The 26,816-nt window shown below is 70.3% G+C and carries 27 protein-coding genes; 16 read left to right on the plus strand and 11 right to left on the minus strand.

Annotated features, from left to right (window positions below; translation table 11 throughout):
- Window positions 1-26 precede the first annotated feature (26 nt).
- Window positions 27-1,052: a 4-hydroxythreonine-4-phosphate dehydrogenase PdxA gene (gene pdxA, locus OHS18_RS43170; RefSeq protein WP_328614691.1), complete on the minus strand. Its 1,026-nt coding sequence runs from the start codon at window positions 1,050-1,052 to the stop codon at window positions 27-29.
- Between the two features lie 242 nt (window positions 1,053-1,294).
- On the opposite strand from pdxA, the gene OHS18_RS43175 reads away from it, so the two are divergent.
- From OHS18_RS43175 to OHS18_RS43195, 5 genes are all read left to right on the plus strand, one after another.
- A complete protein-coding gene (locus OHS18_RS43175; protein WP_328614692.1) occupies window positions 1,295-3,151 on the plus strand; it encodes an Hsp70 family protein in 1,857 nt (618 codons plus the stop codon).
- A gap of 62 nt (window positions 3,152-3,213) precedes the next feature.
- Window positions 3,214-3,408, plus strand: coding sequence for a DUF3046 domain-containing protein (locus OHS18_RS43180; protein WP_328442928.1), 195 nt, complete (start codon window positions 3,214-3,216; stop codon window positions 3,406-3,408).
- A 229-nt stretch (window positions 3,409-3,637) separates the two neighbouring features.
- Window positions 3,638-4,684, plus strand: a complete 1,047-nt coding sequence (gene recA / locus OHS18_RS43185; RefSeq protein ID WP_328442927.1) for a recombinase RecA — start codon at window positions 3,638-3,640, stop codon at window positions 4,682-4,684.
- A gap of 85 nt (window positions 4,685-4,769) precedes the next feature.
- A complete protein-coding gene (locus OHS18_RS43190; RefSeq protein ID WP_328459012.1) occupies window positions 4,770-5,297 on the plus strand; it encodes a regulatory protein RecX in 528 nt (175 codons plus the stop codon).
- A gap of 2 nt (window positions 5,298-5,299) precedes the next feature.
- Window positions 5,300-5,524 carry a hypothetical protein gene (locus OHS18_RS43195; RefSeq protein ID WP_328614693.1) on the plus strand — a complete coding sequence of 75 codons (225 nt, stop codon included), beginning with the start codon at window positions 5,300-5,302 and terminating at the stop codon, window positions 5,522-5,524.
- Between the two features lie 60 nt (window positions 5,525-5,584).
- On the opposite strand, the gene OHS18_RS43200 is transcribed toward OHS18_RS43195, so the two are convergent.
- The 4 genes from OHS18_RS43200 to edd form a co-directional block, all read right to left on the minus strand.
- On the minus strand, window positions 5,585-6,847 hold the full coding sequence (locus tag OHS18_RS43200) for an MFS transporter (RefSeq protein WP_328614694.1): 1,263 nt from the start codon (window positions 6,845-6,847) through the stop codon (window positions 5,585-5,587).
- 22 nt (window positions 6,848-6,869) lie between these two features.
- Window positions 6,870-9,131, minus strand: coding sequence for a PEP/pyruvate-binding domain-containing protein (locus OHS18_RS43205; RefSeq protein ID WP_328614695.1), 2,262 nt, complete (start codon window positions 9,129-9,131; stop codon window positions 6,870-6,872).
- Window positions 9,132-9,344: 213 nt separating this feature from the next.
- Window positions 9,345-9,950: a bifunctional 4-hydroxy-2-oxoglutarate aldolase/2-dehydro-3-deoxy-phosphogluconate aldolase gene (eda, locus tag OHS18_RS43210; RefSeq protein WP_328614696.1), complete on the minus strand. Its 606-nt coding sequence runs from the start codon at window positions 9,948-9,950 to the stop codon at window positions 9,345-9,347.
- A complete protein-coding gene (gene edd, locus OHS18_RS43215; RefSeq protein ID WP_328614697.1) occupies window positions 9,947-11,842 on the minus strand; it encodes a phosphogluconate dehydratase in 1,896 nt (631 codons plus the stop codon). Before edd ends, eda begins: the two co-directional genes overlap by 4 nt.
- Window positions 11,843-12,097: 255 nt before the next feature.
- Here edd and OHS18_RS43220 point away from each other — a divergent pair, with 255 nt between their 5' ends.
- The 7 genes from OHS18_RS43220 to OHS18_RS43250 all read left to right on the plus strand — a co-directional run bounded on the left by OHS18_RS43220 (window position 12,098) and on the right by OHS18_RS43250 (window position 17,517).
- Window positions 12,098-12,385 (plus strand): hypothetical protein, encoded by a 288-nt coding sequence (locus tag OHS18_RS43220; RefSeq protein WP_247063001.1) that lies wholly within the window; start codon window positions 12,098-12,100, stop codon window positions 12,383-12,385.
- The gene (locus tag OHS18_RS43225) at window positions 12,382-13,206 is read left to right on the plus strand and encodes a hypothetical protein (RefSeq protein WP_328614698.1); all 825 of its coding nucleotides are present in this window, start codon (window positions 12,382-12,384) and stop codon (window positions 13,204-13,206) included. The genes OHS18_RS43220 and OHS18_RS43225 overlap by 4 nt, the downstream gene beginning before the upstream one ends.
- A 55-nt stretch (window positions 13,207-13,261) precedes the next feature.
- Window positions 13,262-15,178, plus strand: a complete 1,917-nt coding sequence (locus tag OHS18_RS43230) for a fumarate reductase/succinate dehydrogenase flavoprotein subunit (RefSeq protein ID WP_328442920.1) — start codon at window positions 13,262-13,264, stop codon at window positions 15,176-15,178.
- Window positions 15,175-15,927: a succinate dehydrogenase/fumarate reductase iron-sulfur subunit gene (locus OHS18_RS43235; protein ID WP_328614699.1), complete on the plus strand. Its 753-nt coding sequence runs from the start codon at window positions 15,175-15,177 to the stop codon at window positions 15,925-15,927. The genes OHS18_RS43230 and OHS18_RS43235 overlap by 4 nt, the downstream gene beginning before the upstream one ends.
- An 89-nt stretch (window positions 15,928-16,016) precedes the next feature.
- On the plus strand, window positions 16,017-16,403 hold the full coding sequence (locus OHS18_RS43240; protein WP_328614700.1) for a hypothetical protein: 387 nt from the start codon (window positions 16,017-16,019) through the stop codon (window positions 16,401-16,403).
- On the plus strand, window positions 16,400-17,287 hold the full coding sequence (locus tag OHS18_RS43245) for an amidohydrolase family protein (RefSeq protein ID WP_328614701.1): 888 nt from the start codon (window positions 16,400-16,402) through the stop codon (window positions 17,285-17,287). Before OHS18_RS43240 ends, OHS18_RS43245 begins: the two co-directional genes overlap by 4 nt.
- Window positions 17,284-17,517, plus strand: coding sequence for an amidohydrolase family protein (locus OHS18_RS43250; RefSeq protein ID WP_328614702.1), 234 nt, complete (start codon window positions 17,284-17,286; stop codon window positions 17,515-17,517). Before OHS18_RS43245 ends, OHS18_RS43250 begins: the two co-directional genes overlap by 4 nt.
- Window positions 17,518-17,545: 28 nt before the next feature.
- Here the strand turns inward: OHS18_RS43250 and OHS18_RS43255 are convergent, their stop codons facing one another.
- Window positions 17,546-18,397, minus strand: coding sequence for a helix-turn-helix domain-containing protein (locus OHS18_RS43255; protein WP_328442916.1), 852 nt, complete (start codon window positions 18,395-18,397; stop codon window positions 17,546-17,548).
- A gap of 171 nt (window positions 18,398-18,568) precedes the next feature.
- Between OHS18_RS43255 and OHS18_RS43260 the strand changes: the two genes are divergently transcribed.
- Both OHS18_RS43260 and OHS18_RS43265 read left to right on the plus strand, forming a co-directional pair.
- On the plus strand, window positions 18,569-19,510 hold the full coding sequence (locus OHS18_RS43260; protein ID WP_328614703.1) for a DUF4037 domain-containing protein: 942 nt from the start codon (window positions 18,569-18,571) through the stop codon (window positions 19,508-19,510).
- A complete protein-coding gene (locus OHS18_RS43265; protein WP_328614704.1) occupies window positions 19,503-20,183 on the plus strand; it encodes a YoaK family protein in 681 nt (226 codons plus the stop codon). The genes OHS18_RS43260 and OHS18_RS43265 overlap by 8 nt, the downstream gene beginning before the upstream one ends.
- A gap of 75 nt (window positions 20,184-20,258) precedes the next feature.
- Here the strand turns inward: OHS18_RS43265 and OHS18_RS43270 are convergent, their stop codons facing one another.
- The 5 genes from OHS18_RS43270 to OHS18_RS43290 form a co-directional block, all read right to left on the minus strand.
- The gene (locus tag OHS18_RS43270) at window positions 20,259-20,996 is read right to left on the minus strand and encodes an SDR family NAD(P)-dependent oxidoreductase (protein WP_328614705.1); all 738 of its coding nucleotides are present in this window, start codon (window positions 20,994-20,996) and stop codon (window positions 20,259-20,261) included.
- A gap of 117 nt (window positions 20,997-21,113) precedes the next feature.
- Window positions 21,114-22,016, minus strand: a complete 903-nt coding sequence (locus tag OHS18_RS43275) for an amino acid ABC transporter permease (protein ID WP_328442912.1) — start codon at window positions 22,014-22,016, stop codon at window positions 21,114-21,116.
- Window positions 22,013-22,699 (minus strand): amino acid ABC transporter permease, encoded by a 687-nt coding sequence (locus OHS18_RS43280; protein WP_328442911.1) that lies wholly within the window; start codon window positions 22,697-22,699, stop codon window positions 22,013-22,015. Before OHS18_RS43280 ends, OHS18_RS43275 begins: the two co-directional genes overlap by 4 nt.
- A 74-nt stretch (window positions 22,700-22,773) precedes the next feature.
- On the minus strand, window positions 22,774-23,628 hold the full coding sequence (locus tag OHS18_RS43285; protein WP_328614706.1) for a glutamate ABC transporter substrate-binding protein: 855 nt from the start codon (window positions 23,626-23,628) through the stop codon (window positions 22,774-22,776).
- Window positions 23,629-23,703: 75 nt separating this feature from the next.
- The gene (locus OHS18_RS43290) at window positions 23,704-24,432 is read right to left on the minus strand and encodes an amino acid ABC transporter ATP-binding protein (RefSeq protein ID WP_328459011.1); all 729 of its coding nucleotides are present in this window, start codon (window positions 24,430-24,432) and stop codon (window positions 23,704-23,706) included.
- A 303-nt stretch (window positions 24,433-24,735) separates the two neighbouring features.
- Between OHS18_RS43290 and OHS18_RS43295 the strand changes: the two genes are divergently transcribed.
- On the plus strand, window positions 24,736-25,413 hold the full coding sequence (locus tag OHS18_RS43295) for a response regulator transcription factor (protein ID WP_328459010.1): 678 nt from the start codon (window positions 24,736-24,738) through the stop codon (window positions 25,411-25,413).
- 3 nt (window positions 25,414-25,416) lie between these two features.
- Entirely contained in the window at window positions 25,417-26,814 is a 1,398-nt protein-coding gene (locus OHS18_RS43300) for a sensor histidine kinase (protein ID WP_328442909.1), read from the plus strand.
- Window positions 26,815-26,816 lie beyond the last annotated feature (2 nt).

Genomic DNA, 26,816 nt, shown 5'->3' on the forward strand with positions numbered 1-26,816 from the left:
ACGGGTTCCCGGTCGCGGCCGGGACGTCATCGGCCCGGCGGGTAGATCGAGGGCAGCTTCCGCGCGTACGGCGCCAGTGCCGCGGCGGCCTTGAACGCCGCGACCATCGTGCCGTGCGACGCGCGGCCGGTGCCGGCGATGTCGAACGCCGTGCCGTGGTCCACCGAAGTGCGCAGGATGGGCAGGCCGACGGTGACCGACACCGTGCCCTCGAAGTCGTAGGTTTTCGACGCGATGTGCCCCTGGTCGTGGTAGAGCGCGAGCACGCCGTCGAACTGACCCTGGATCCCTTGGTGGAACACGGAATCCGCGGGGAGCGGGCCGACCACGTCGAGGCCCGCGGCCCGCGCCGCGGCCACCGCGGGCGCGATCACGGCGATCTCCTCGTCGCCGAACCTGCCGCCCTCGCCGCCGTGCGGGTTCAGGGCCGCCACCGCGAGTCTCGGTTTCTCCGTGCCGAACACCTCCAGCGCGGTGTAGGCCTCGCGGATCGCGTACTCGATGTTCTCCCGGGTGATCCGGTCGAGCGCCTCGCGCAGCGAAAGGTGCCGGGTGGCGAAGAAGATCTTCAGCCCGGACACCCAGAACATCGTGTTGTACCGGGTCGAGCCGGTCAGCTCGCCGAGCATCTCGGTTTGCCCGAAGTGCTGTGAGCCCGCCGCCCGGATCGCCTCCTTGCTGATCGGCGCGGTCACGACCGCGTCGACCTCGCCGGCCAGCGCGAGCCGGGTGGCCACCTCGATCGCCCCGAGCGCCGCGGCGCCCACGGTCGCGTTCACCTCGCCCCACGGCAGGTCCTCGCGGACCACGCCGAGGTTGAGGATGTCGATCACGCCGGTGGTGAAGCGCGCGTCGGCGACCGTGGCGATCGGGTTGATCTCCAGGTTCAGGCCCAGGTGCCGGACCAGGCGTTCCAGCACGATCGCGTCACCGACCGCGACCCCGCGCGCCATCTGCAGGGACTCGGGCTCGGCGAGGGTCTTCAGGGTGATCTCCGGGCCGATGCCCACGGGGTCGCCGAGGGTGACGGCGAGGATCGGGAGCTCGCTCACGGGTCTCTTCCTTCGTTGTCGGCACTGCGCTACGGGTCGTCCGTCGAACGGGTGCGACTCGCGCCGCGTGTCATGGACAGAGACTACGTCGGCTTGCGCGGATCGCGCAACTCTTCTGACCGGATCGCGCAACAAGAACGTGGAGCAGTGACTTTCGCGGGTCCGCACGCACGGTGACCGCGCACGTGGCAGCATCACGGCGAACGCCGCCAAGGCGTGTTTCGCGCGAAAGGCGGAGTGCTGTGCGGATCCTGTCGGTGGACCTCGGGACGTCCAACACCGTCGCCGTGCTGTCGGCGCACGGCAGGCCGCCGAGGGTCGTCGAAGTGGACGGCTCGGCCAACATGCCGTCGGCCGTGTTCGCCACCGAAGAGGGCACGATCATGGTCGGCCGGGACGCCGAACGCCGCGCCCGCCTCGACCCGACCCGCTTCGAGCCGAACCCCAAGCGCCGCATCGACGAGCAGACCCTGTTGCTGGGCACCGACGTCGTGCCGGTGAACGAGGCCCTCGCCGCCATCCTCCGCCGCGTCCTCGAAGAGACTTCCCGCCAGCTCGGCGGCGAACAGCCCGACGAGGTCCGGCTGACCCACCCCGCGCAGTGGGGGCCGACCCGCCGCACCGTCCTGATGTCCGCCGCCCGGCTCGCCGGGGTCGCCGGGAACATCCTGCTGGTGCCCGAACCGGTCGCCGCGGCGGCGCACTTCGCGTCGTTCCCCGGCAAGGCGCTCGCGCCCGGGCAGGCACTGGCCGTCTACGACCTCGGCGCGGGCACCTTCGACGTCGCCGTCGTCGGCGCCACGCAGACCGGGTTCACCGTGCTCGCCGAGGACGGCCTGCCCGACCTCGGCGGCCTCGACGTCGACCAGGCGCTGATGGTGCACGTCGGGCGCGAGGTCTCGCACTCCGACCCGCAGCGCTGGCAGCGGCTGCTGCGCCCCGAGTCGACCGCGGACCGCCGGACCCGGCGCGCGCTGCAGGAGGACGTGAAGGCGGCCAAGGAGGCCCTCTCGCGGCACCCGCAGACCGAGGTGCCGATGCCGGAGCCGTTCAAGGACGTCCTGGTCACGCGCGGTGAGCTGGAAGGCCTGGTGCGGCCGGCGATGCTGCGCAGCGTCGAGCTGCTGTCGCGGACGCTGCGGTCGTCCGGGACGGCGCCGGACCGGCTCGCGGGCATCTACCTCGTCGGCGGATCGAGCCGGCTGCCGCTGGTCGGTGCCATGATCGCGGAGAAGCTCGGCGTCGTGCCGGGCAGCCTCGACCAGCCGGAGACCGCCGTCGCGCTCGGGGCCCAGCACGTCGCCCGCGACGGGCTCGGCGCGCGGACGCAGAACGTCGAAGGGGCCGTGGCGGCCGGCACCGCGCCGCACCGCCCGCAGTACTCGCCGCCGCCTCCGCCGCAGTACCCGGGTTACGCGCCGTCGAACTTCCCGCCCAGCGGCCCGCAGCGGGTGCAGGCTCCCGCGCCGTCGAACTTCCCGGCGTACTCGCCCGCGGCCGAGAAGGCCGAGCCGAAGCCGGGCGGGAAGAAGAAGCTGATCATCGGGATCGCGGTCGCGGTGGTCGTCGTGCTCGCGGCGGGCCTGACGTTCTTCCTGACGTCGTCGTCCTCGGCGCAGACCTACACCGCGGACCAGTGCAAGACGCCGGGCCAGGCCGACGACAAGGGCCTCACCGGCTGCCTGCGCCAGCTCGCCGGGAAGATCGCCGACACCGGCGACTGCAAGCCCGGCATGGGCAACGGCCCGGCGGCGCCGGCGGAGAGCCTCGGCGCGTCCTCGACCTGCTCCGCGCCGGGCCGGGCGGGCACCCAGGTGACCTACGTCCAGGGTGACAGCGCCGACACGCTGAAGCAGTACACCGACGGCCTGCTCACCTCGGCCGGCGGCGATCGCACCGAGGCCGACTGGGGCGGCAACGGGCTCAAGGGCCACTACTCGTCCGCCGCGGGCAGGACGTCGGCGGTGCTCGTGTTCACCGTGTCGGACCGGCCCCTGGTGGGGTTCATCTACCAGCTGAACTCGAGCGATCAGGCCGCGGCGACCACGCCGGGCACGCTGGCCGACTACTTCGAGGCGAGCGTCCAGCCCGGCAGCTGACCCGGGACGGGCGCGAACGGGCCGTTCGTGCCCGTCGCGACCGCCCGGATAGCATGGGTCCGATGCGGATCACGGTCTTCCGGCGCCTGATGGCCGACGAGTTCGGTCCCGGGCGGGCTCAGGTCCTGGCCAGGGATCACGTGCTCAGTGCGCTCGGTGGACGCACCGTCGACCAGGCGCTGACCGCGGGAATCCCGGCGAAAGAGATCTGGCGAGAGGTCTGCGACGCCTTCGACGTCCCGTCGGAACGGCGCTGACCTGCACGTTTCGGGGCGACGCCGCCCCGGGCGGGCGAAAATCCTAGCGCAAGGGCGTGTCGCTGCCGACCTCGAACAGGTGTTCGTCTATGGTGTTGTCCACATCGGGTCCAGCGATCCACAGATGGGGCGCCGCGCCTGGAATTGTCGGACCCCGCCGCTAGCGTCGGACCGGACAGCTGAAGAACCGAAAGAGCCCGGCGGGCTCAGACCAGCGAGGTGGACTTCCATGCCTGCAGCACCCGACAAGGACAAGGCGCTCGAGCTCGCCCTTGCGCAGATCGACAAGCAGTACGGCAAGGGCTCGGTGATGCGCCTCGGCGAAGAGGGCCGCGCACCCGTCGCCGTGATCCCCAGCGGCTCGATCGCCCTCGACGTCGCCCTCGGCATCGGCGGCTACCCCCGCGGCCGGGTCATCGAGATCTACGGCCCGGAATCCTCCGGTAAGACCACGGTCGCCCTGCACGCGGTGGCGAACGCGCAGCGCAACGGCGGCATCGCGGCGTTCATCGACGCGGAGCACGCGCTGGACCCGGAGTACGCCAAGAAGCTCGGCGTCGACACCGACGCGCTGCTCGTCTCCCAGCCGGACACCGGTGAGCAGGCCCTGGAGATCGCGGACATGCTGATCCGCTCCGGCGCGCTCGACATCCTGGTCATCGACTCCGTGGCCGCGCTCGTGCCGCGCGCCGAGATCGAGGGCGAGATGGGTGACTCGCACGTCGGTCTGCAGGCCCGCCTGATGAGCCAGGCGCTGCGCAAGATGACCGGTGCGATGAACAACTCCGGCACCACCGCGATCTTCATCAACCAGCTGCGCGAGAAGATCGGCGTCATGTTCGGCTCCCCGGAGACCACGACCGGTGGTAAGGCGCTGAAGTTCTACGCCTCGATCCGGCTCGACGTGCGCCGCATCGAGACGCTCAAGGACGGTGGCGAGCCGGTCGGCAACCGCACCCGCGTCAAGGTCGTGAAGAACAAGATGGCCCCGCCCTTCAAGCAGGCCGAGTTCGACATCCTGTACGGCCACGGCGTCTCCCGCGAGGGTTCGCTCATCGACATGGGTGTCGACCAGGCGATCGTGCGCAAGTCCGGTGCCTGGTACACCTACGAGGGCGACCAGCTCGGCCAGGGCAAGGAGAACGCGCGGAAGTTCCTGCGCGAAAACCCGGACATCGCCAACGAGATCGAGAAGCGCATCAAGGAGAAGCTCGGCATCGGCCCGCAGCTCGACGCCGAAGCCGTCGAAGCTGTCCCGGCGCCGGTCGACTTCTGAGGGACGGATCGGTCCTCACCGTGACCGCGGTTCGCGGTGAGGTCATGAACAACGAGGAGTGACCGAGGTGGCGAGGGCCCCGAAGATCCCGCCGTCGGAGCTGCCCCCGGAGGAGCGCTACAAGAAGGCCAAGGAGATCTGCTTCGATCTCCTGGCCGTGCGTGCGCGTACTCAAGAGGAGCTCCGGCAGGCCTTGCACCGCAAGGGCTTCGACGAGGAGACCAGCGAAACCCTGCTCGGCAAGCTCGACCGGGCGGGGTTGGTCAACGACGCGGAGTTCGCGGAGCTGTGGGTGAAGTCCCGGCACGAGACCCAGGGGCTGTCCCGCACCGCGCTGATGGCCGAGCTGCGACGCAAGGGCGTCGACGACGAGGTCGCGGCGCAGGCGGCGGGAGAGGTCGACCGCGAGTCCGAGGAGCAGATGGCCAGGGAACTGGTCCGCAAGCGGCTCGGCTCCCTGGGCAACGTCGACGAGCAGACGGCGTTGCGGCGCCTGCTCGGCTTCCTGGCGCGTAAGGGCTACCCGCAAGGGCTGGCGTACACGGTGATCAAGGAGGAACTCCGCGAGTACGGCGCGGAGTCCACTCTCCTGGACGACGCCTACATCGACTGACGGTGGCGTCCCCGAGCGGCGAGCAGTTGATCCGGCACTTCTCCCAGAGCAACGTCGCGGGGCCCGGGCAGGGTGATGTGGCCGCGCTGCTGCGCCGGGTCGCCGACAGCCTCGACGAGCTCGGTGACGTCCAGGTGCAGGACATCACCTTCCACAGCGAGGTCACCGGGGGCAAAGACGACCTGACGATGACGGTGTACTACGACCGGGAGCCCCGTCGCCGGTGACGGGGCGTGGTGCCGGGCGCAGTGCCGGTGCTCGGCAGTTCGTGAGCACCGGCCCGCGTGTCAGGCGGAGCGGGCGGGCGCCGGCTCCCGTCCGACCGGCAGCCGGCGGTCCGAGCGGTGCTTGCGGACCACCAGCAACAGCACCGCGAGCAGGCCCATCACCACGCACGTGACCACGGCCGACAGCACCAGGAACTCGTCGAGCCGGCCGGCCGACAGGTACGCGCCCAGTGCGACCGCCACCAAAGCGCACACCGCTCGGTCCACAATGGACTCCATCGACAGGAGTGTCGCGCGGTAGCGGGAGTCCGGGATGGAGTCGTTCAGCAGCTGCTTCTGGATCGGGAACGAAATACCCGTCGCCACCGCGAAGACGCACAGCAGCACCACCGTCGCGAACGAGCCCGACAGCACGATGAACCCGAGGCACAGGGCCATCACGATCGTCAGCGTGAACACCGAGGCGACCGGGCCGATGGCGCGGCGCAGCCGGTGGGGGCGGGCCGCGCCGAGGGCCTCGAAGACCGTCATGGCGGCCAGTACCGCGCCGAACCAGTTCACCGAAAGCGTCTTCGACTCGAGGATCGGCTGGAACAGGTTCACCTGGCAGATGCGCACCAGTGTGAACATCGCGATGCCCTGCACCATCAGCAAGAACAGCCAGCGCGACGAACGCAGTGCCGACAGCGCGCCGCCGACGCCCGCGAGCAGTGACGCCGTCTTGTCCCGGACCTGACGGCCGCCCGGGACGGCCGGGAGCCTGATCGCGAACGCGAGGGCGACGGCCGCGTTGAGGGCCGTCAGCCAGTACGGGGAAGGGAGGTTCCACGCCATCAGCAGCCCGATCACCGGCCAGTACACGATCTTGCCGATCAGGCTGTACGCGCGGCCGACGCCTTCGACGCGAAGGTAGTGCTCGCCGGCGCCGTTCGCGTGCAGGTACTCGTAGAGGTACGCGCTCTGCGCGCCGGAAACCAGCGAGCGGGCCAGGGCGATCAGGATGAAGTGGATCAGGAACCCGGTGTAGGAACCGAGGAACACCGGAACCAGGTTCGCCGCCACGAGCACAGCGGCGCCGGCCTTCAGCGACGTGCGGTAGTCGAACCGGTCGGCGATCATCCCGGTCGGGATCTCCAGCAGGCAGAACACGATGTAGTAGATGCTCTGGATGCCGAAGATCTCGCCGTCGTCGAGGCCGATGAGCTTCTGGTACTGGTAGAAGATCGGCACCCACAACAACAGGCCGAAGAAGAACTGGAACCCGTAGGTCAGCCGCACGGCGCGCTGAACGGCGGGTTTCGCGGGCAGGCGAAAGCCCAGCATGATGGTGTCTCCCGGGAGGAACTCAGGCCGAATAGGGGCGCAGCTGGACGATGTGGATGTGGTCGCGATCCGCGAGCCACTCGATGTCCACCGGCGAGTCGAACGTGTAGTCGGGTGAGAAGTGCGCCTGCAGCAGGCGTCCGGCGACGGCGAGCCGCTGCAGTTGCTCGTGGGCTCGTTCGTCGAGGTCCGACTCCGCGTCGCCCAGGGACAGCGTGCGGCCGCCGCCCTCGACCGTCGAGTACAGGTACTGCATGGGCAGCGCCGAACCGTCGACGACGTCGGTGACCATCGGCGAGACGTTGACGTAGACCGTGCGGAAGTCCGCGCGGTTCATCGGGTTCGTCGTCACCAGCACGCCGCCGAAGTCCGCCGCGACCTGTTCCTGGATCACCACGCCCATGTAGCACTCGTCGAGCGAGATGCCGGCTTGGTGGCGCAGCCGGACGCTGCGTACCGACACCAGCGACGCCCAGACTTCCTTGACACTCGCGAAGATCCGCTCGGCGGTGGTGACGTGGTTGATCGACTCGTAGATCCCGGCGGCCGAAAACCCGGCGAGGTCCTCGGCGTTCGACGAACTGCGCACGACGAACGTCCGCACCCCGGCCAGCTGGGACACCAGCGCGGAGTCGATCTCGCCGGCCAGCGCGCCCGGCAGCCGCGCCGACCGGATCAGGCTCTGCAGCTCGACGCACAACGGCTCGATCTCGCGTGCGTCCAGCTCCAGCGCCATCTTCAGCTTGCCGATCGCCTGCTGGATCCGCGGCGACGACTCGAGGAACCGCCGCTGCAGCGAAAACGGCAGGGCGATCCCGCGCGGCACGCGGATGCGCTGATCGAGCAGCCGGCGGGCGGCCGCACCCAGGTCGCCGGCGGCGCTCGAGCCGGTGGTGGCGGCCAGGTCGCCGGCGGTGGTCGAGCCCGTGGCGGCGGCCAAGTTGTTGGCAGCGGCTGAGCCGGTGGCGGTCGAGCTGTCGGCGGTGCACAGGTCGTTGGCGGCGGCCGGGTTGGTGGTGGTGCCCAGACTGTTCGCGGCGGCTAAGCCGGCAGTGGTGTGCAGGCTGCCGGCGGTGGTCGAGCTGTCGGCAGTGCCCATGCTCCCGCTGGTCGAGCCGATGCCGGCGGCCGAGGCGTCGGTGGTTCCCGCCGTCTGCTCCAGCAGCTGGGCCAGGTGCGGCAGCAGGTTCTCCCGCGGCGGCCGCGGGACCTGGTAGAAGCCCAGCAGGCGCTGCGAACCGCAGGCCAGGACGTGGTGCAGCTCGCCGAGGTTCGCGGCCTTCGTGCCGTAGCGGTAGCGGTCGGATGCGCGCAGCCGCGCGAGGTCGACGATCGGGCTGTGGTCGGACTCGGGTTCCTCCAGCGTGACGCGCTGGGCGTACCAGGACGGCGGCGTCGCGTCGGCCGGCTCGTCGATCTCGCGCAGCGTGAGCGACCGGGCGTCCACGGTGTACTCGACCCACTTGCCGTCGAGGCCGCGGCGGTCGATCTCGGCCAGCGCGCCGAGCTGGACGGCGTTCGGGATCTGCCAGCCGGTGGCCAGCACGTTGGTGTGCGACAACGGGGTCGTGTGCCGGGCGTTGACGATGCCGGACAGCCGCGGGATGTCGTCGGGCACCCGGTCCATCACGATGATGTCCGACCAGGCCAGCCCGGCGGTGGTCGTGGCGGCCCGGTACTCGGCTTCGGTGCGGAACGCGCGCAGCCGCCCGGTCGTCGTGCCCGGGTTCAGGGCCACGAAGGGCGCCGTGGAGAACAGTTCGTGGGCGAAGACGCGGGGGAGCTCGCTCGCCGGGATCTCCCGGACGAGCCGCTCCTGCAGCTGGTTCGCCGGCTTGAACAGCAGCGGCAGCGCCGGGTCGACGTACTCCGCGACGAACGCGTGGAACTCGCGGATCAGCGCGGCCGGCATGGTGTCGACCTCGACCGTCTCCAGCGAGAGGATCTTCTTCTCCTGCCGTGTGTGCAGGGCGAGGATGCCGAGCAGGAACCGGCGGTCCGGCGCGTGGTAGAAGCGTTCGTTGTAGCTGTCGATCTCGGCGCGCACCCGCTCTTCGGGGACGCCGAGGATCTCCTCGCCGATATAGATCGCGTGAAAGGAATGGCGCGCGTCGTTCAGGAAGTGGATCGTCCGCAGTTCGCGATCGACCACGACCTTGACGAAGGAATAGCCGCCGAGGGTGCCGCACAACTGGTGGAGCGCGGACAGGGAAAGCCGTTCGCCGACGAGTGCGGCGACGTTCTCGGGGGACGTGCTGGGGGCGACCACGCTGGTCAGGGACACCGGTTCTCCTCGCTGGAAATTGCGAGGAGGGACGTTAACAGGTGGTGAATCACCGACTGTGGCGCAAATGCCCCGGTGACTGGAACGAATGGCGGAACCCATGACGGCCGCCACACCCTCTCGGAGCACCGTTCCAGCGCACTGGAACGGTGCTCCCGGAATCCGGACGCCGGTTCCGCCGTTCGGGGAGGGACTTCCTGCAGGTGATCTCCGCTACAGCCGCGCGGCTTCCGCGGCCAGCTTCTCGATCGTGGCGACATCGAGCGAGGACGTCAGCCACGAGCCGCCGATGCAGCCGACGTTCGGCAGCGCGAGGTACGACGGTGCCGACGCGACCGTGATCCCGCCCGTCGGGCAGAACTTCAGCCCCGGCAACGGCCCCGCGATCGACTTCAGGTACGCGACCCCGCCGGACGCCTCGGCCGGGAAGAACTTCAACGCCGTGAGCCCACGCTCGGCCAGCCGCATCGCCTCCGACACCGTGCTCGCGCCGGGCAGGAACGGCAAGCCGGTCTCGAAGCACGCGTCGAGGACGGCGTCCGTGCAGCCCGGCGTCACGAGGAACTTCGAGCCCGCGTCGGCCGCCTGCTTCGCCTGGCCCGGTGAGGTGACCGTGCCGGCGCCGATCGCGATGTCCGGGACCTCGGTCGCGACGCGCTCGATCGCCGACAACGCCGCCGGCGTGCGGAGGGTCAGCTCGATGACCCCGATCCCGCCGGCGAGCAGGGCCCGGGCCGTGGGCACCGCGTCGTCGGCGTCGTCGATCACCACGACGGGCATCACGGGGGACAGCGCGAGCAGGTCCGAACCGGTGGTCACTGACCAACCTCCTGGGTTTCCAACGAGTGCGTGGGGATGCCGAAGTGCTCCGGCGTCAGCCCTCCGAACACCGAAGCGCCCTGGTCGGCGGGGCCGACGGCACGGCGCAACGCGGCGAACAGCTCTCGGCCGGTGCCGGTCCAGGATGCTTCGGACGGCGGCGAATCCACAAGGTCACGCAGGGCGAGTTCTTCGTCACCGACGAAGACGTCGAGGGTGCCCGCGGCGGCGTCGAGGCGGACGACGTCGCCGTCCGCGACGCGGGCGATCGGGCCGCCCGCCGCGGCTTCCGGGGTCACCTGGATCGCGGCCGGGATCTTGCCGGACGCGCCCGACATGCGGCCGTCGGTGAGCAGCGCCACCTGGTGCCCGCGGTCCATCAGCACGCCCAGCGCCGGGGTGAGCCCGTGCAGCTCCGGCATGCCGTTGGCCCGCGGCCCCTGCTGCCGGATCACCACGACGACGTCGCGGTCCAGCTCGCCGGCCTCGAAGGCGGCCGTGAACTGCTCCTGCGTCGTGAACACCCGGGCCGGCGCCTGGACGATCCGGCGCTCGGGCGCCACGGCGGACACCTTGACCACGGCGCGGCCGAGGTTGCCCGCGACCATCCGCAGCCCGCCGTCCGCGGCGAACGGGCGCCACGCCGGGCGCAGCACCTCTTCGTCGAGGCTGCGGGTCGGCACGTCGCGCCAGACCAGCTCGCCGTCGGACAGGATCGGCTCGGCGCGGTAGCGGTGCAGGCCGAAGCCGGCCACGGTGTGCACGTCCTCGTGCAGCAGCCCGGCGTCGAGCAGCGTGCCGACCAGGAACTGGATGCCGCCGGCGGCGTGGAAGTGGTTGATGTCGGCGCTGCCGTTCGGGTAGACCCGCGCCAGCTGCGGCACGACGGCCGAGAGGTCGGAGAAGTCGTCCCAGGTCAGCTGGACGCCGGCGGCCGCGGCGACCGCGACCAGGTGCATCGTGTGGTTGGTCGACCCGCCCGTGGCCAGCAGCGCCACGACGCCGTTGACGAACGCCTTCTCGTCGAGGATCCGCGAGACCGGCGTGTACTCCTCGCCGCGCGAGAGCGTGACGACGCGGCGCCCGGCCTCCTCGGTCAGCGCGCGGCGCAGCGCCGATCCGGGCTGGACGAAGCTGGCGCCGGGCAGGTGCAGGCCCATCACCTCGACGACCATCTGGTTGGAGTTGGCCGTGCCGTAGAACGTGCAGGTCCCGGCCGAGTGGTAGGACGCCGCTTCGGCGTCGAGCAGGTCTTCGCGGGTCGCGAGGCCCTCGGCGTACAGCTGCCGGACGCGCGCCTTCTCCTTGTTCGGCAGGCCCGAGTTCATCGGCCCGGCCGGCACGAGCACGACCGGCAGGTGGCCGAAGGACAGGGCGCCGATCAGCAGGCCGGGCACGATCTTGTCGCAGACGCCCAGCAGCAGCGCCGCGTCGAACATGTCGTGGGACAGCGCGATGGCCGTCGACATCGCGATGACCTCGCGGCTGAACAGGGACAGCTCCATGCCCGCGCGGCCCTGCGTGATGCCGTCGCACATCGCGGGCACGCCGCCGGCGAACTGGGCGACGCCGCCCGCGCCGCGGACGGACTTCTTCAGCCAGGCCGGGTACTCCTGCATCGGCTGGTGCGCCGAGAGCAGGTCGTTGTAGGACGAGACGATCGCGACGCCGGGGGCGCGGGCGGCCCGCAGGGCCTCCTTGTCGGCGCTCTCCATGGCGGCGAAGCCGTGGGCGAGGTTGCTGCACGCGAGGCCGCGGCGGACGGGCCCCTCTTCGTGCGCGGCGGCCGTGCGGCCGAGGTACGCGGCGCGGGTCGCGGCACTGCGCTCGGTGATGCGGGCGGTGACGTCGGCGACGACGCGGTGGAGGGGCGTGGTGGAGGTGTGGCTCATGTCCGGCTCCGGATCACTGGTTCGTGGTGGTCCGCGGGACGGCAGCGCTGGCGCCTCTGGGTCGTGACACTGGCCACAGTACCTCGCGGAAACGCCGAATCAAAATCGATTCAGATGATCGGTTCGCGTGACCCCGATCACCTCGGGAACCGTTAGTGTGCTAGTTGTCACATCTGCACGACGCGTGGCAGAGCCGTACGGCGAGTGATCGCCCGGACGGTTCCCTGCCGGCCCCACCACCACCCGGGAGGCATGATGTCCACCTCCGAAATCGCCGAGCTGCGGCGAACCATCGGTCAGCTCAGGCAGTGCGTCGGCGCACTGCGCTCTCGGTACGGCGACGCTTCCGCGGTCCGCCGGCTCGCCAACGACGTGGAGCGTCTCGACATCGACACCGCCGATCTCGACGGCACGCCGCTCGCCGTGCCGACCCAGGCGAAGGCCGCGGAGCGCGTCCAAGTTCCCGACACGCCGTACGACCCGGCGCTGTGGCACGGCGCGGACGACGAAGGTGTCGGCGGCTACAAGCGCGACCAGCGGTGAGCGCTCCGGCTGACAACGGCGTCGGCACCGGCGTCCGGTCCCCGAAGCGGGCCAGGATCGCCGAACGCACCCTGCGGACCGACCGATGGTGGCTCCAGCCCCTGCTCACCGTGCTCGGGCTGGGCGCCTTCATCGTCTACGCGACGGTCCGGTCGTTCGTGCGCACCGCCTACTGGGTGCCCGACTACCACTACCTGACGCCGTTCTACTCACCCTGCCTGTCCACGTCCTGCGTCGAGGGCTCGAGCCACTTCGGCCACTGGTTCGGCGACCTGCCGGGGTTCATCCCCCTCGGCTTCGTCGTGCTGCCGTTCCTGCTCGGGTTCCGCCTGACCTGCTACTACTACCGCAAGGCCTACTACCGGGCGGTGTGGTTCTCCCCGCCCGCGTGCGCCGTCGCGGAACCGAAGGCGAAGTACACCGGCGAGACCCGGCTGCCGCTGATCATCCAGAACGTCCACCGCTACTTCTTCTACGTCGCGCTGGTCGTCTCACTGGTCAACACCTACGACGCGATCACGGCGTTCCACGGGAAGACCGGCGGCTTCGGCTTCGGGCTGGGCAACGTCGTCCTGCTCGCCAACGTCGTCCTGCTCTGGGCCTACACGCTTTCCTGCCACTCGTGCCGGCACGTGACCGGGGGCAGGCTGAAGCACTTCTCCAAGCATCCGGTGCGGTACTGGATCTGGACCCAGGTGACGAAACTCAACACCCGGCACATGGCGCTGGCCTGGACGACGCTCGGCACGCTGGTGCTGACCGACTTCTACGTCATGCTCGTGGCCAGCGGGGCGATCGCGGACCTGAGATTCGTGAACTGACCCTCCCCGCCCCTCCCGACAACGACGTCCCCATTTTCCGAGGTGGAATCCCTACATGACCGAGGTCGAACGGCACAGCTACGACGTGGTGGTGATCGGTGCCGGTGGTGCCGGCCTGCGCGCGGTGATCGAAGCGCGCGAACGCGGTTACCGCGTCGCGGTCGTGTGCAAGTCCCTGTTCGGCAAGGCGCACACGGTGATGGCCGAAGGTGGCTGCGCCGCGTCGATGGGCAACGCGAACTCGAACGACAACTGGCAGGTCCACTTCCGCGACACCATGCGTGGCGGGAAGTTCCTCAACAACTGGCGGATGGCCGAGCTGCACGCCAAGGAGGCGCCGGACCGCGTCTGGGAGCTCGAGACCTACGGCGCCCTGTTCGACCGCACCGCGGACGGCCGGATCAGCCAGCGCAACTTCGGCGGGCACACGTACCCGCGGCTGGCGCACGTCGGTGACCGCACCGGGCTCGAACTGATCCGCACGATGCAGCAGAAGATCGTTTCGCTGCAGCAGGAGGACTTCGCCGAGACCGGGGACTACGAGGCGAAGATCAAGGTCTTCGCCGAGTGCACGGTCACCGAGCTGCTGACCGCCGACGGCGCCATCGCCGGCGCGTTCGGCTACTGGCGGGAAAGCGGCCGGTTCATCCTGTTCGACGCGCCGGCGGTCGTGCTCGCGACCGGCGGCATCGGCAAGTCGTTCAAGGTGACGTCGAACTCGTGGGAGTACACCGGCGACGGCCACGCGCTGGCGCTGCGGGCGGGCGCGAAGCTGATCAACATGGAGTTCGTCCAGTTCCACCCGACCGGGATGGTCTGGCCGCCGAGCGTCAAGGGCATCCTCGTCACCGAAGGCGTGCGCGGTGACGGCGGTGTGCTCAAGAACTCCGAGGGCAAGCGGTTCATGTTCGAGTACGTGCCCGAGGTCTTCAAGGGCCAGTACGCCGAAAGCGAAGAGGAAGCCGACCGCTGGTACGCCGACGCGGACAACAACCGGCGCACGCCGGACCTGCTGCCGCGCGACGAGGTGGCCCGCGCGATCAACTCCGAAGTCAAGGAGGGGCGCGGGTCCCCGCACGGCGGCGTGTTCCTCGACATCGCCAGCCGGCTGCCGACCGAGGAGATCAAGAAGCGGCTGCCGTCGATGTACCACCAGTTCAAGGAGCTGGCGGACGTCGACATCACGGCGGAGGCGATGGAGGTCGGCCCGACCTGCCACTACGTGATGGGCGGCATCGAGGTCGACCCGGACACGGCCGCGGCGAGCGTGCCCGGCCTGTTCGCCGCCGGCGAGTGCTCGGGCGGGATGCACGGCTCCAACCGGCTCGGCGGCAACTCGCTGTCGGACCTGCTGGTGTTCGGCCGCCGCGCCGGCCTCGGCGCCGCCGAGTACGTGCTGGGCCTGACCGACCGGCCCGTGGTCGCGCAGTCCGATGTGGACGCCGCGGCGAAGATGGCGCTCGCGCCGTTCGACCCGCCGGAGGGCGCGACGGCCGAGAACCCGTACACCCTGCACACCGAGCTGCAGCAGTCGATGAACGACCTGGTCGGCATCATCCGCAAGGCCGGGGAGATCCAGCAGGCGCTGGAGAAACTGGGCGAGCTGCGGCAGCGGATCCTGCGCGTCACGGTCGAGGGGCACCGGCAGTTCAACCCCGGCTGGCACCTCGCCATCGACCTGCGGAACATGCTGATGGTCAGCGAGTGCGTCGCGAAGGCGGCCCTGACCCGGACGGAAAGCCGCGGCGGGCACACTCGTGACGACCACCCGGGCATGGATCCCGAGTGGCGTCACAAGCTGCTCGTGTGCTCGGCGAGCGAGGGCGACAACCCCGTCGTCCCGGACATCGGTGTCGTGGTGCAGGAGCAGCTGCCGCTGCGGCAGGACCTGCTGGAGCTGTTCGAGTTCGGCGAGCTCGGCAAGTACTACACCGACTCCGAACTGGAGCCGCACCCCGGGAGCAAAGCATGAGCTACAAGGCGAGTTTCCGGGTCTGGCGCGGCGACGACACGGGCGGCGCCCTGCAGGACTTCAGCGTGGAGGTGAACGAGGGTGAGGTCGTCCTCGACATCATCCACCGGCTGCAGGCCACGCAGGCGTCGGATCTGGCGGTGCGCTGGAACTGCAAGGCGGGCAAGTGCGGTTCGTGCTCGGCGGAGATCAACGGCAAGCCGCGGCTGCTGTGCATGACGCGGATGTCGACGTTCACCGAGGACGAGGTCGTCACGGTGACGCCGATGCGGACGTTCCCGGTGATCCGCGACCTGGTCACCGACGTGTCGTTCAACTACACGAAGGCCCGGGAGATCCCGTCGTTCACCCCGCCCGCCGACCTGAAGCCCAGTGACTACCGGATGCAGCAGGTGGACGTCGAGCGCTCGCAGGAGTTCCGCAAGTGCATCGAGTGCTTCCTGTGCCAGAACACCTGCCACGTCGTGCGCGACCACGAGGAGAACAAGGAGTCCTTCGCGGGGCCGCGGTACCTGATGCGGATCGCCGAGCTGGAGATGCACCCGCTCGACGTCGCCGACCGGCGTGACGCGGCCCAGGACGAGCACGGCCTCGGCTACTGCAACATCACCAAGTGCTGCAGCGAGGTCTGCCCGGAGGGCATCCACATCACCGACAACGCGCTCATCCCGATGAAGGAGCGCGTGGCCGACCGCAAGTACGACCCGATCGTCTGGCTGGGCAACAAGCTCTTCCGCCGGGATCAGTGACGCTTTCCCGTTCGACGCTCGCGAACCGTGTGCCGGCCGCTCTCGAAGCGGCCCGAGCCGGTTCGCGAACGTCGTTACGGGGCTCGCTGGTGTTCGTACGGTTCGCGGGGGTGCCGCTGTTCTGGCGGTTCGACGCCGAGCCGGAGAAGGGGCCGTGCCGGGGGAGAACCGACCGGACGTCCGCCGGCGAGTCCGGGACGCTAGCGGCCGATCCGGCCCGGCAGGGTGCCGGCACTGGCCGGGAGCCGGTGCGGTTCGCCGAACAGGCCGGCCGGGACGCCGACTGCCGCCGGAGGCAGCTCGAACTGCTGGTGCCGCGCGAGTGGACGCATCCGTCGAAGCAGGTCCTCGCCGAGTGGCACGACCGCGTTTCCCGCCGCGCCGACCGCGCCGATCTCGCCGAGGACTACCCGCACCTCGCGCCGTCGCCGGCCACGCCGGGCGATTTTCTCAGCTACCACAAGGAACTCTCATGACCCTGCTCGTCGGCGCGCGGGTGCTCGACCCCGACACCGGCGAGACGAGCCGCGCGGACGTCCGGCTCGACGGTGACCGGATCACCGAAGTCGGCCCCGGACTCGACGGCGACGGGCGGGTCGACTGCGCGGGCGGGCTGCTGATCCCGGGGCTCATCGACTGTCACGTGCACGTCGCGTTCCCGCGGCCCGAGCCGTTGCCGCGCAGCGCCCGGGTGCTCGAAGCCGTGCCCGTGCTGCGGAAGCTGCTCGCGCGCGGGATCACCACCGTCCGCGACGCCTGGGGCGCGGACGCCGGCATGCGACACGCGTTGCGGGAAGGCTGGATCACCGGCCCGGACCTGCTGATCAGCCTCCGCCAGCTCAGCCCGACCGGCGGCCTCGGGGACAGCTGGGAGCCGCCCGCGGGCGCTGTCGACCACTTCGGCGACCCGTCACTGCCGGACCCGCTGTACGACGGGCCGGACGCGGCGCGTGCGGCGGTCCGCCGGATGGTGCGTGCCGGCGCGGACTGGATCAAGGTCGGCGCGAGCGGTGCGATGCGGGCGGTCCGCGCGGGCGTGGACGTCCGCCCGACCGACGAAGAACTCGTCGCGCTGGTCGACGAGGCTCGCCGGTGCGGGCGGGACGTCCTGGCCCACGCGCACACGTCCGTCGCCGTGGTCTCGGCGGCCCGCGCGGGGGTGCGGAGTGTCGAGCACGGCACCTTCCTGGACGACGAAGCCGTTGCGGCGCTGGGGAACGCCTGGTACGTGCCGACGCTGGTGCCGAACCACGACGGCGAGTTCGCCGCGGACCACCGCCGGTCGGTGCGCCTCGCCGCCGAGGCGGGCGTCCGGATCGCCGCGGGCTCGGACCTCGCCCCACGACCCATGTCGACTTGACGACCGAACTGCGGTTGCTGGCCGCGGTCCTCGGCGACGCGGCGGCCTTGAAGGCGGCCACCAGCGAAGCCGCGAGGCTCTTGCGCCTCGACGACGACCGCGGCCGCGTCGAGCCGGGTTTGCGGGCCGACCTGGTGCTGCTGGACGGCACGGACCTCGACGTGACCGACCTGCCGGGACGGGTCCGGGCGGTCTGGCACGACGGAAAGGCTGTCGGCGCAAGGGAATGACGGGGACGGGGGCGAGGCCGGTGGTGGGTCAGCCCGTCATGAGATCGAACTCCTCGGTCAGCCGGATCAGGAACTCGCGCGACTCGCGTTCGGACAAGGCCACCTGCTCCAGCCGGGTGCGCAGGATGTAGAAGCCTTCGACGGCGACCCGATCGTCGATGAACAGCCCGGCGGCGAAGGTTTCCTCGTAGGCCACGGCGGGGTGCTCGGCGAACTCCATGATGGTGAACCGGCTGCCGACCAGGTGGTACGGCGGCGCCGACGCGGGCACGACCCGGATGGTGCAGTGGGGCAGGTTGGTGGCGAGCACGAGGGACTGCAGTTGTTCGTGCATCAGGGCGGGATCGCGCAGGATCGAGCGCAGGGTGTGCTCGTGGACGAAGTACAGGCAGTCCGGCGGGTTCGTCCGCTGCAGCAGCCGTTGCCGGTCCATTCTCGCCTGGATCAGCAGTTGCAGCCGGTCGGTGGTGTACCGGCCGGACATCTCGTAGAGGGTGCGGACGTAGTCCTCGGTCTGGAGCATGCCGGGCAGCGCCGTGGGGCTGTTCGAGATCACCCGGGTCGCCAGGTTCTCCTGGACGATGAGGGACTTCGCGGGATCGACGAGCTCGCTGAAGTACGGCCGCACCCAGTAGAGGTCACTCGGGGGTTTTGTCAGTTCCAGCAACCTGTTCCGTTCCGGGGCCTTGGTTCCGCAGTTGGCCAGGTAGATCGCCGCGTCGATCGGGGAGATGCGGCGGCCGTTCTCCCAGCCGGACACCTTCGACGCCGACCAGTCCGCGCGCCGGGCCAGTTCGCGCAGCGACATCTGCTTCGCCTCGCGCTGGGCCTTCAACTCGATGCCCATCTCCCGTGTGCGCACCGTGCTCTTTTCGGTCATGCTCGCACGCTAAAGGCAACCACCGACAAAATGTCGCGTGCCGCGCGGGGATTCACCGGAAGGGATGTGGGGTGTTCTGCCTATGTGACAACAGGTTTCGCCCGCGAAGCGCTGCGAAGCAGCTTCGCACAATGAAGCGCGCTTCGCACGTTAGTAAGCCAGAATGACGTCATGACGTTCCTTTCCGGAATCGAACTCGCACGCCGCTTCTACGTCGGCGAAGTGCGCCCGCTGCTCGCGAACGAGCCCCACAGCGCCGCCCTGCTCGGCCCCGGTTCCGAGGTCCTCGGCTTCGACACCGCACGCTCGGCCGACCACGACTGGACCGCGCGCGTCCAGCTGTTCCTGCCGCGCGTGCGCGACCTGGACGTCCCGGCGGGCTTTCTCGGCTACCCCACGAAGCTGATCGTCGCCACGCTCGAGGACTGGCCGCGTGGCGCGCTCGGTTTCGACCCGCGCCGGCCGGAGCGGCGCGACTGGCTCGCCACGCCGACGCAGGTCTTCGCCGAGTTCACCGGCGGCGCGGTGTTCCACGACGACCTCGGGCTCGAGGCGCTGCGGCGCAACGTCGCCTGGTACCCGGACGACGTCTGGCGCTACGTCCTCGCGTGCCAGTGGCGGCGGATCGAGCAGGAGGAGCCGTTCGTCGGCCGGTGCGGGGAGGCCGGGGACGAGCTGGGTTCGGCCGTCGTCGCGGCGCGGCTCGTGCGGGACCTGATGCGGCTGTGCCTGCTGATGACGCGCCGGTACCCGCCGTACGGCAAGTGGCTCGGCAGCGCCTTCGCGCGGCTGCCGGTCGCCGGCGCGCTCACGCCGCCGCTCACCGCCGCGCTCGCCTCGACGACGTGGCGGGAGCGGGAGCGGCACCTCGTGACGGCGTACGAGACCGTCGCCGAGGTGCACAACGCGCTCGGGCTCACCGCGCCGATCGAGCCGCGGGTGAGCGGGTTCTTCGACCGGCCGTTCCGGGTGATCCACGCGGAGCGGTTCGCCGAAGCGCTGTACGCCGGGCCGGCGTCCCCCATCGGGGCGATCGACCAGTTCGTCGACAGCACGGACGCGCTCGGCGACCGCGCGTTCACGCGCCGGGTGGTTGACTGCCCGCATGGCTGAGACGAAACCGCGGGACCTGGCGGTGCCGCTGCTGACGCTGACCGTCGTGACCGGGGTGGTCGACGCGGTCAGCTTCCTCGGGCTGGGCCGCGTGTTCGTGGCGAACATGACCGGCAACGTGGTGTTCCTCGGGTTCGCGGCGGCGGGCGAGACGACGTTGTCGGTGGTGGCGTCGCTGACGGCGGTGGCGGCGTTCCTGGCCGGCGCGCTCGCGGGCGGGCGGCTGGCGCGCGCCGACGAGGACCACGACGTGCTGCGCCAGGCGACGGCCGCCCAGGCGCTACTGGTCGCGATCGCCGTGGTGCTGTCGGCGACGCTCGGCAGCGGCACCCGGCCGGGCAGCGAGCTGCTGATCGTGGTGCTGGGCGTGGCGATGGGCCTGCAGAACGCGGCGGTCCGCCGCATCGGCGCCCCCGACCTGACGACCACGGTGCTGACGATGACGCTGACGGGCTTCGCGGCGGACTCGAAAGCCGCCGGCGGCCCGGGGTCCCACCCGCTGCGCAAGGTGGCGGCGGTGGCGACGATGCTGGTGGGCGCGTTCGCGGGCGGGATGCTGCAGCTGCACGTCGCGATGTGGTCGGCGCTGACGCTGGCCTTGCTGCTGGTCCTCGGGGTGCTGACGGTGCTGCAGCTCAACCGGCCACGTGACAGGACCACCGCTGACCGGTGATGAACCGCCTCGCCGGGCGGCGGAAGCGGGTGCGCTCGTCGTATCCGTTCGTGAGCACCGCGAAGCCGCTGCGGCTCAGCCGAGGGCGCGGCCGCCGTCGACCCGGAGGCGCTGGCCCGTGATGAAGCCCGCGTCCTTCGAGGCGAAGAAGCTCACCGCCGCGGCCACATCCTCCGGCGTGCCCAGACGGCCCACCGGGACCGAGGCGCGGTAGGCCTCGCGCTCGGCTTCCGGGACGTCCGCGTGCCGTTCCACCGGGATGAAGCCCGGGGCCACCGTGTTGACCGTGATGCCGTCCGGGGCGAGCTCGCGCGCCCACGCGCGGGCCAGGCCGACCTGGGCCGCCTTCGCCGTCGCGTACGCCGAGCGGCCGACCGGCGCACGGTCCGCCTGCTCCGAATCGACGTGCACGATCCGGCCGTGGCCCCGCGACCGCATCCCCGGCAGCACCGCGTGGCCGAGCAGCACCGGCGAGCGCACGAAGAAGTCGAGTTCGGCCAGGTGATCCGGCCAGTCCACTTCGGACACCAGGCCGTCCGGCTGCGGGCCGGTCGCGTTGAGGACCAGGACGTCGATCGGGCCGAGCAGCGCCGTCACCGCGTCGACCAGCTCGCCGACCTGGCGCCGGTCGGTCACGTCGGCGGCGAAGGCGGCGGCCTTGCCGCCCTCGGCGAGGACCTCCTCGGCGGCGACCTTCAGGTCCGGGTCGTCGTGCAGCGCGTTCACCGCCACCGCGAACCCGTCGCGGGCCAGCCGCCGCGCGATCACACGGCCCAGCCCTCGGGAACTTCCGGTCACCAGAGCGACACCCATGCGCCCGACGCTAGGGGTGACCCCCGAGTACGACAACCCTCCGGCTCAGCCGATCGGGGGAAACGAAAAGCGGGCAGGTGCGGAGTTCCGCACCTGCCCGCTTCCGGTGATCCGAGGTCAGACCGCGCGACCGGTGTTGAAGTCGGTCGCCGTCACGACGGACGGCGGCCCTTCCAACGGCTTGGCGCCGCGCGGCGCCTTCTTCCGGCGCGACAGCTTCCGCTCCAGCCACGAAGCGAACCACGACAGGAGCAGGTTGAGCGCGATGAAGATGATCGCGATGACGATCAGCGTCGGGATCGTGTTGTTGAAGTTGCCGGTGATCGGTCCCGAACCGCGGATCAGCTCGTCGTAGCCGATCGTCAGCTGGCCGGCGAGCGCCGTGTCCTTGAGGATGACCACCAGCTGGCTGACCAGCGCCGGGAGCATCAGCGTGACGGCCTGGGGGAGCAGGACGCTGACCATCGTCTGGGTCTTGCGCAGGCCGAGGGCCGACGACGCCTCCGTCTGCCCCTTCGGCAGCGACAGGATGCCCGCCCGGAACACCTCCGCCAACACCGAGCCGTTGTAGAGCACCAGGCCCGTGACCGCGGCGAACAGCGGGCGGGTGTCCGGGCTGATGTCGGTGTAGTAGGCGTACAGCGACGCACCGAACACCATCAGCAGCAGTACCGGGATGGCCCGGAAGAACTCGACCACGGCGCCGACCGGGACCCGCACCCACTTGTGCTCGGACAGCCGCCCGATGCCCAGCAGGGCCCCGATCGGCAGCGCGATCACGATGGACAGCCCGGCCGCCTCGAGGGTCTTCACCAGGCCCGGCAGCAGGAACTGGGACCAGGTCGTCCCTTCGACGAAGGGCTTCCAGAGCGCGCCCGCCCACTGGCCCTTCTCGTTGAAGCGGTCGTAGACGAAGTACGCCACGGCCAGCAGGATCAGCACGAACAGCACCGAGTACAGCCAGTTGCGGGTGCGGGCCTTCGGACCGGGGACGTCGTACAGGACGGACTGCGTGCTCATCGCTTGACCTCGGCTTTCTTGGCGACCCAGCCGAGCAGCAGGCCGAGTGGCAGGACCAGCACGACGAACACCAGGGCGAACAGGATGAAGACGGAGAACAGCGAGTCGGACTCGTTCTCCACCATCGTCGACATCAGCAGCGACGCCTCCGCGACGCCGATCACCGAGGCGACGGTGGTGTTCTTCAGCAGCGCGATCAGGACGTTCGCCAGCGGCGCGATCACCGCGCGGAACGCCTGGGGCAGCACGATCAGGCCCAGCACCTGCACGAAGTTGAGCCCCAGGGCCCGCGCCGCCTCGGCCTGGCCGACCGGGACGGTGTTGATGCCCGACCGCAGCGATTCGCACACGAAGGTCGCGGTGTAGACGATGAAGCCCAGCACGGCCAGCCGGAACGCGTTGTCGGCCAGCGAGGTGGGCGAGTCGGACGCGGCCAGGTTGATGCCCAGGGTGGACGAAAGACCCAGCGAGGTGAAGATGATGATCACCGTCAGCGGGGTGTTCCGGAAGATGTTGACGTACACCGTGGCGAACCCGCGCATGATCGGCACCGGGCTGACCCGCATGCCCACGAGGATCGTGCCCCAGATCAGCGCGCCGATCGCCGAGAAGAACGTCAGCTGGATCGTCGTCCAGAACGCGTCGACGAGGTTGTAGTCAGGATTGCTGAGGAAATCGAACACTGTTGTCCAACCTGGCCTCGGAACGGGAACGGTGCGCCGCGGCTCGCGGCGCACCGTTCAACTTCGGATGAGGGTCAGGGCGCGATCGTCGGCACGGCCGGGATCTTGTAGCCCGACGGGCCGACGTTGGTCTGCAGCGACTTCTCCCAGGAACCGTCCTGCTCCATCGCCTGGATCGCCTTGTTGACCGCTGCCTTGCCGTCGGCGTCGTCCTTCTTCAGGCCGACGCCGTAGTTCTCGTCGGTGAAGCCCTTGCCGACCAGCTTCAGCTTGCCCGGCTGCTGGGCCGCGTAGCCCGCCAGGATGACGTCGTCGGTGGTCATCGCGTCGACGCTGCCGTTCAGGAGCGAGGTCACGCAGTCGGTGTACTTGCCCACCTCCTGCAGCTGCACCTCCTTGGCGTACTTCGTCTTCACGTTCTGTGCCGGGGTCGAGCCCTTGACCGAGCAGAGCTTCTTGTTGCCGGTCAGCGACTCGGGGCCGGTGATGTCCGTGTTGTCCGACCGGACCAGCAGATCCTGGTGCGCGATGAAGTACGGGCCGCCGAAGGAGACGTCGTTCTTGCGCTTGTCGGTGATCGAGTAGGTGGCGACGATGAAGTCGACCTCACCCTTCTTGATCAGGTCCTCGCGCTGCGCGGACTGCGCTTCCTTCCAGGTGATCCCCGACTCTTCGACACCGAGCTGCTTCGCGATGTACTTCGCGACGTCGACGTCGAAGCCGGCGTAGGTGCCGTCCGGCTTCTTCAGGCCGAGGCCCGGCTGGTCGAACTTGATGCCGATGGTCAGCTTCTTGTTGTCCTTGGCCCGCTGGACCAGGTTCTTGTCGCCGCTCGCGCCGCTGCTGCCGGACCCGCCGCCGCAGGCCGTCAGGGCCAGACCGGCGGCCATGACGACCGCACCCGTCTGCAGAACTCGACTAAACCGCATCGTCTCTCAGGTTTCCTTCCGAATCTCGTCCGGCGGTGGCCGGAGGAAAAGTTCTCAGTTGTGGTGTCAGTGTTGTCAGTGGGTCAGGATCTTGCCGAGGAAGTCCTTCGCGCGCTCGCTCTTCGGCGCGGTGAAGAACTCTTCCGGCGTCGTGTCCTCGACGATTTCGCCGTCGGCCATGAAGATCACCCGATCGGCTGCCCGGCGGGCGAAGCCCATCTCGTGCGTGACGACCAGCATCGTCATGCCGTCCTTGGCCAGCCCGGTCATCACGTCCAGGACCTCCTGGACCATCTCCGGGTCCAGCGCCGAGGTCGGCTCGTCGAACAGCATGACCTTGGGCCGCATCGCCAGCGCCCGCGCGATGGCGACGCGCTGCTGCTGGCCACCCGAGAGCTGCGCCGGGTACTTGTCCGCCTGGTTGGCGATCCCGACGCGCTCCAGCAGCTCCATCGCCGTTTTGCGGGCTTCGTCCTTCGAGGTCTTGCGGACCTTCGTCGGCGCCAGCATCACGTTCTCGACGATGGTCTTGTGCGCGAACAGGTTGAACGACTGGAACACCATGCCGACGTCGGCGCGCAGGGCGGCGAGCGCCTTGCCCTCCGCCGGCAGCGCCGTGCCGTCGACGGCGATCTCGCCCGAGTTGATGGGCTCGAGCCGGTTGATGGCCCGGCAGAGCGTCGACTTGCCGGACCCCGAGGGGCCCAGCACCACCACGACCTGGCCGCGAGGCACCTCGAGCGTGATCTCCCTGAGCACGTGCAGGTCGCCGAAGTACTTGTTCACGGCGGACGCCTTGATCATCGGCGCCGCCACCTCCGCGGTCATCTGGCCTCCAGAGCTGTTTCGTACCGGCAAGTGGGTGTGGGTCACCACGCGATGGCGGAAACCTACCGCCGCCCTCACGGTTGGCAAGGCCGCTTGACCAATACTTAGGGTTTCAAGTGGGTATCGATGTCCTTTTGGCGAGTATTGATGCCTTCGTGACTTTAGTCGAGCCGAAATCACGGAGAGTCACCGACCGGGTGTCCGGTGCGCCCGCCGGGGCGACGTCCTAGAGTTTCGCTACCGGCTGGGGTGAAGCAGGTCACGCGGGAGGCGGACGGGGTGCGGGTACTGCTGGTGGAGGACGACGACCGGGTCGCGGGTGCGCTCATCCCCGCGCTGACCCGGCGTGGCCTGGCGATCGCCCGGCTCGCGTCCGGCGCCGGCGTGCTGGAGCGGGTGCACGAGGTCGACGTCGTCCTGCTCGACCTCGGCCTGCCGGACATCGACGGCGTGACGCTGTGCCGCCAGATCCGCGCGGTCAGCGACGTCGCGATCATCGTGGTCTCGGCCCGCGGCGAGGTCGACGACCGGATCCAGGGCCTGCGCGCGGGCGCCGACGACTACCTCGTCAAGCCCTACGACGTCGAAGAGCTGATGGCCCGGGTCGAGGCGGTCCGCCGCCGGCGCGGTGAGCACAGCACACCCGCCGAGCCCGTGGTGATCCGGGCCGGGGACGTCAGCGTCGACCTGTCCCGGCACGAGGTGCTGGTCGACGGGCAGGCGATCGCGTTGTCCCGCAAGGAGTTCCAGGTGCTCGCGCTGGTGGCGGGCGCGCGCGGCAACGTCTGCTCGCGCGAACACGTGCTCACCGAGGTGTGGGGGCACCGCGGGCCGGCGGAGAGCCGGTCGCTCGACGTCCACGTCGCGACCCTGCGGACCAAACTCGGCCGCCCGGCGCTGATCGAGACGGTGCGCGGGGTCGGCTACCGCCTCGGCGGCCAGGCCGCCCGGAGCTGACGGGTGCGCGTCCGGCTGCAGGGCATCGTGCTGACGCTGGTGGCGTTGCTCGTGTTCGGCCTCGGCATCCCGCTCGCCGCGACGATCGCCACGGGCGCCCAGCAGGACCTGTTCCTCGACCGGCTGACCGACACCGCCCGGTTCGCCTCGCTCGCCCAACGCCCCCTGCTGGACGGCAAGCCCCAGCTGATCGACCCCGACCTGCGCCGCTACACCGAGGTGTACGGCGTGCAGGTGGTCGTCTTCGACCAGGACGGCACCGCGGTCGACACCGTGCCCGGCCCGGGCGCCGCGCGGATCGACCTCCGGACCGCGCGGATCACCGGCCCGGTCCACGAGGCGCTCGCCGGCCGCCGGTCGCAGCCCGGCGGGATGCTGCTGCCGTGGAACACCGACCCGCTGGTGCTGGCCGAGCCCGTGCTGGCCGACGGCGAGGTGCGGGGCGCGGTGGTGACGATCTCGGACACCACGGCCTCCCGCACCGACGTGCTGTGGTGGTTCCTGCTGCTGGCCGCGGGCGGCGTGCTCGCGTTCGTGCTGGCGCTGGCGGTGGCGATCCCGGTGGTCCGCTGGATCCTGCGCCCGGTGAAGCGGCTCGACGACGCGACCGGCGCGCTGGTCGCGTCCGTGGTCGGCGGGCGGGCCGCCGAACCGGTGGGGGAGGGCGGCGGGCCGCCGGAGCTGCGGCAGCTCGGACGCTCCTTCGACCGGATGGCCGAGAGCGTGTCCGGCGCGCTGGAGGCGCAGCGGGTGTTCGTCGCCGACGCGTCGCACCAGCTGCGCAACCCGCTCACCGCGCTCAAGATCCGGCTCGGGAACCTCGAAGGCCACGTGGACGACGAGCCCGCGGCCGCGGACCTCGAAGCCGCCCGGATCGACGCCGGCCGGCTGCACCAGATCCTCGACGGCCTGCTGTCGATGGCCCGCGCCGAGGCCTCCGGCGGCGAACTGGACCCCCTCGACCTCGACGAGGCCGTCGCCGAGCGGGTCGCCGACTGGTCGGTGGTCGGTGAGGCCCGCGATGTGCGGCTGGTCGTGGACGTTTCGGGGGACGGGGTCCGCGTGCGGATGCCGCCGCGCGGCGCCGAGACGATCCTGGACGCGCTGCTGGACAACGCGCTGAAGTTCACCGCCGCCGGCACCGAGATCCGGATCGGCGTCACCCACGACGGCGACGAGGTGCGGCTGTCGGTCCGCGACCACGGCCCCGGCCTGCGGCCCGACGAGCTCGACCGGGCGCTCGACCGGTTCTGGCGCAGCAGCGCGCACCAGAACGTGCCGGGTTCGGGGCTCGGCCTGGCGATCGTCAGCGAGATCGTCGCGCACTCGTACGGGAAGCTGGCCCTCGACCTGCCCGAAGGTGGCGGCCTGCGGATCACGATGACGTTCCCGGCCGTCTGAGC

This window comes from Amycolatopsis sp. NBC_00355, from assembly GCF_036104975.1.
In the GTDB taxonomy this organism is placed as follows: Bacteria; Actinomycetota; Actinomycetes; order Mycobacteriales; family Pseudonocardiaceae; genus Amycolatopsis.

What these genes read in the sequence shown, in the direction of transcription:
- OHS18_RS43180 (WP_328442928.1), top strand. Translation starts at nt 3,214, where the DNA reads ATGCGGATCACGGTCTTCCGGCGCCTGATGGCCGACGAGTTCGGTCCC.
- recA (WP_328442927.1), top strand. Translation starts at nt 3,638, where the DNA reads ATGCCTGCAGCACCCGACAAGGACAAGGCGCTCGAGCTCGCCCTTGCG.
- OHS18_RS43200 (WP_328614694.1), bottom strand. Translation starts at nt 6,847, where the DNA reads ATGCTGGGCTTTCGCCTGCCCGCGAAACCCGCCGTTCAGCGCGCCGTG.
- edd (WP_328614697.1), bottom strand. Translation starts at nt 11,842, where the DNA reads ATGAGCCACACCTCCACCACGCCCCTCCACCGCGTCGTCGCCGACGTC.
- OHS18_RS43220 (WP_247063001.1), top strand. Translation starts at nt 12,098, where the DNA reads ATGTCCACCTCCGAAATCGCCGAGCTGCGGCGAACCATCGGTCAGCTC.
- OHS18_RS43230 (WP_328442920.1), top strand. Translation starts at nt 13,262, where the DNA reads ATGACCGAGGTCGAACGGCACAGCTACGACGTGGTGGTGATCGGTGCC.
- OHS18_RS43235 (WP_328614699.1), top strand. Translation starts at nt 15,175, where the DNA reads ATGAGCTACAAGGCGAGTTTCCGGGTCTGGCGCGGCGACGACACGGGC.
- OHS18_RS43245 (WP_328614701.1), top strand. Translation starts at nt 16,400, where the DNA reads ATGACCCTGCTCGTCGGCGCGCGGGTGCTCGACCCCGACACCGGCGAG.
- OHS18_RS43255 (WP_328442916.1), bottom strand. Translation starts at nt 18,397, where the DNA reads ATGACCGAAAAGAGCACGGTGCGCACACGGGAGATGGGCATCGAGTTG.
- OHS18_RS43260 (WP_328614703.1), top strand. Translation starts at nt 18,569, where the DNA reads ATGACGTTCCTTTCCGGAATCGAACTCGCACGCCGCTTCTACGTCGGC.
- OHS18_RS43265 (WP_328614704.1), top strand. Translation starts at nt 19,503, where the DNA reads ATGGCTGAGACGAAACCGCGGGACCTGGCGGTGCCGCTGCTGACGCTG.
- OHS18_RS43270 (WP_328614705.1), bottom strand. Translation starts at nt 20,996, where the DNA reads ATGGGTGTCGCTCTGGTGACCGGAAGTTCCCGAGGGCTGGGCCGTGTG.
- OHS18_RS43275 (WP_328442912.1), bottom strand. Translation starts at nt 22,016, where the DNA reads ATGAGCACGCAGTCCGTCCTGTACGACGTCCCCGGTCCGAAGGCCCGC.
- OHS18_RS43285 (WP_328614706.1), bottom strand. Translation starts at nt 23,628, where the DNA reads ATGCGGTTTAGTCGAGTTCTGCAGACGGGTGCGGTCGTCATGGCCGCC.
- OHS18_RS43290 (WP_328459011.1), bottom strand. Translation starts at nt 24,432, where the DNA reads ATGATCAAGGCGTCCGCCGTGAACAAGTACTTCGGCGACCTGCACGTG.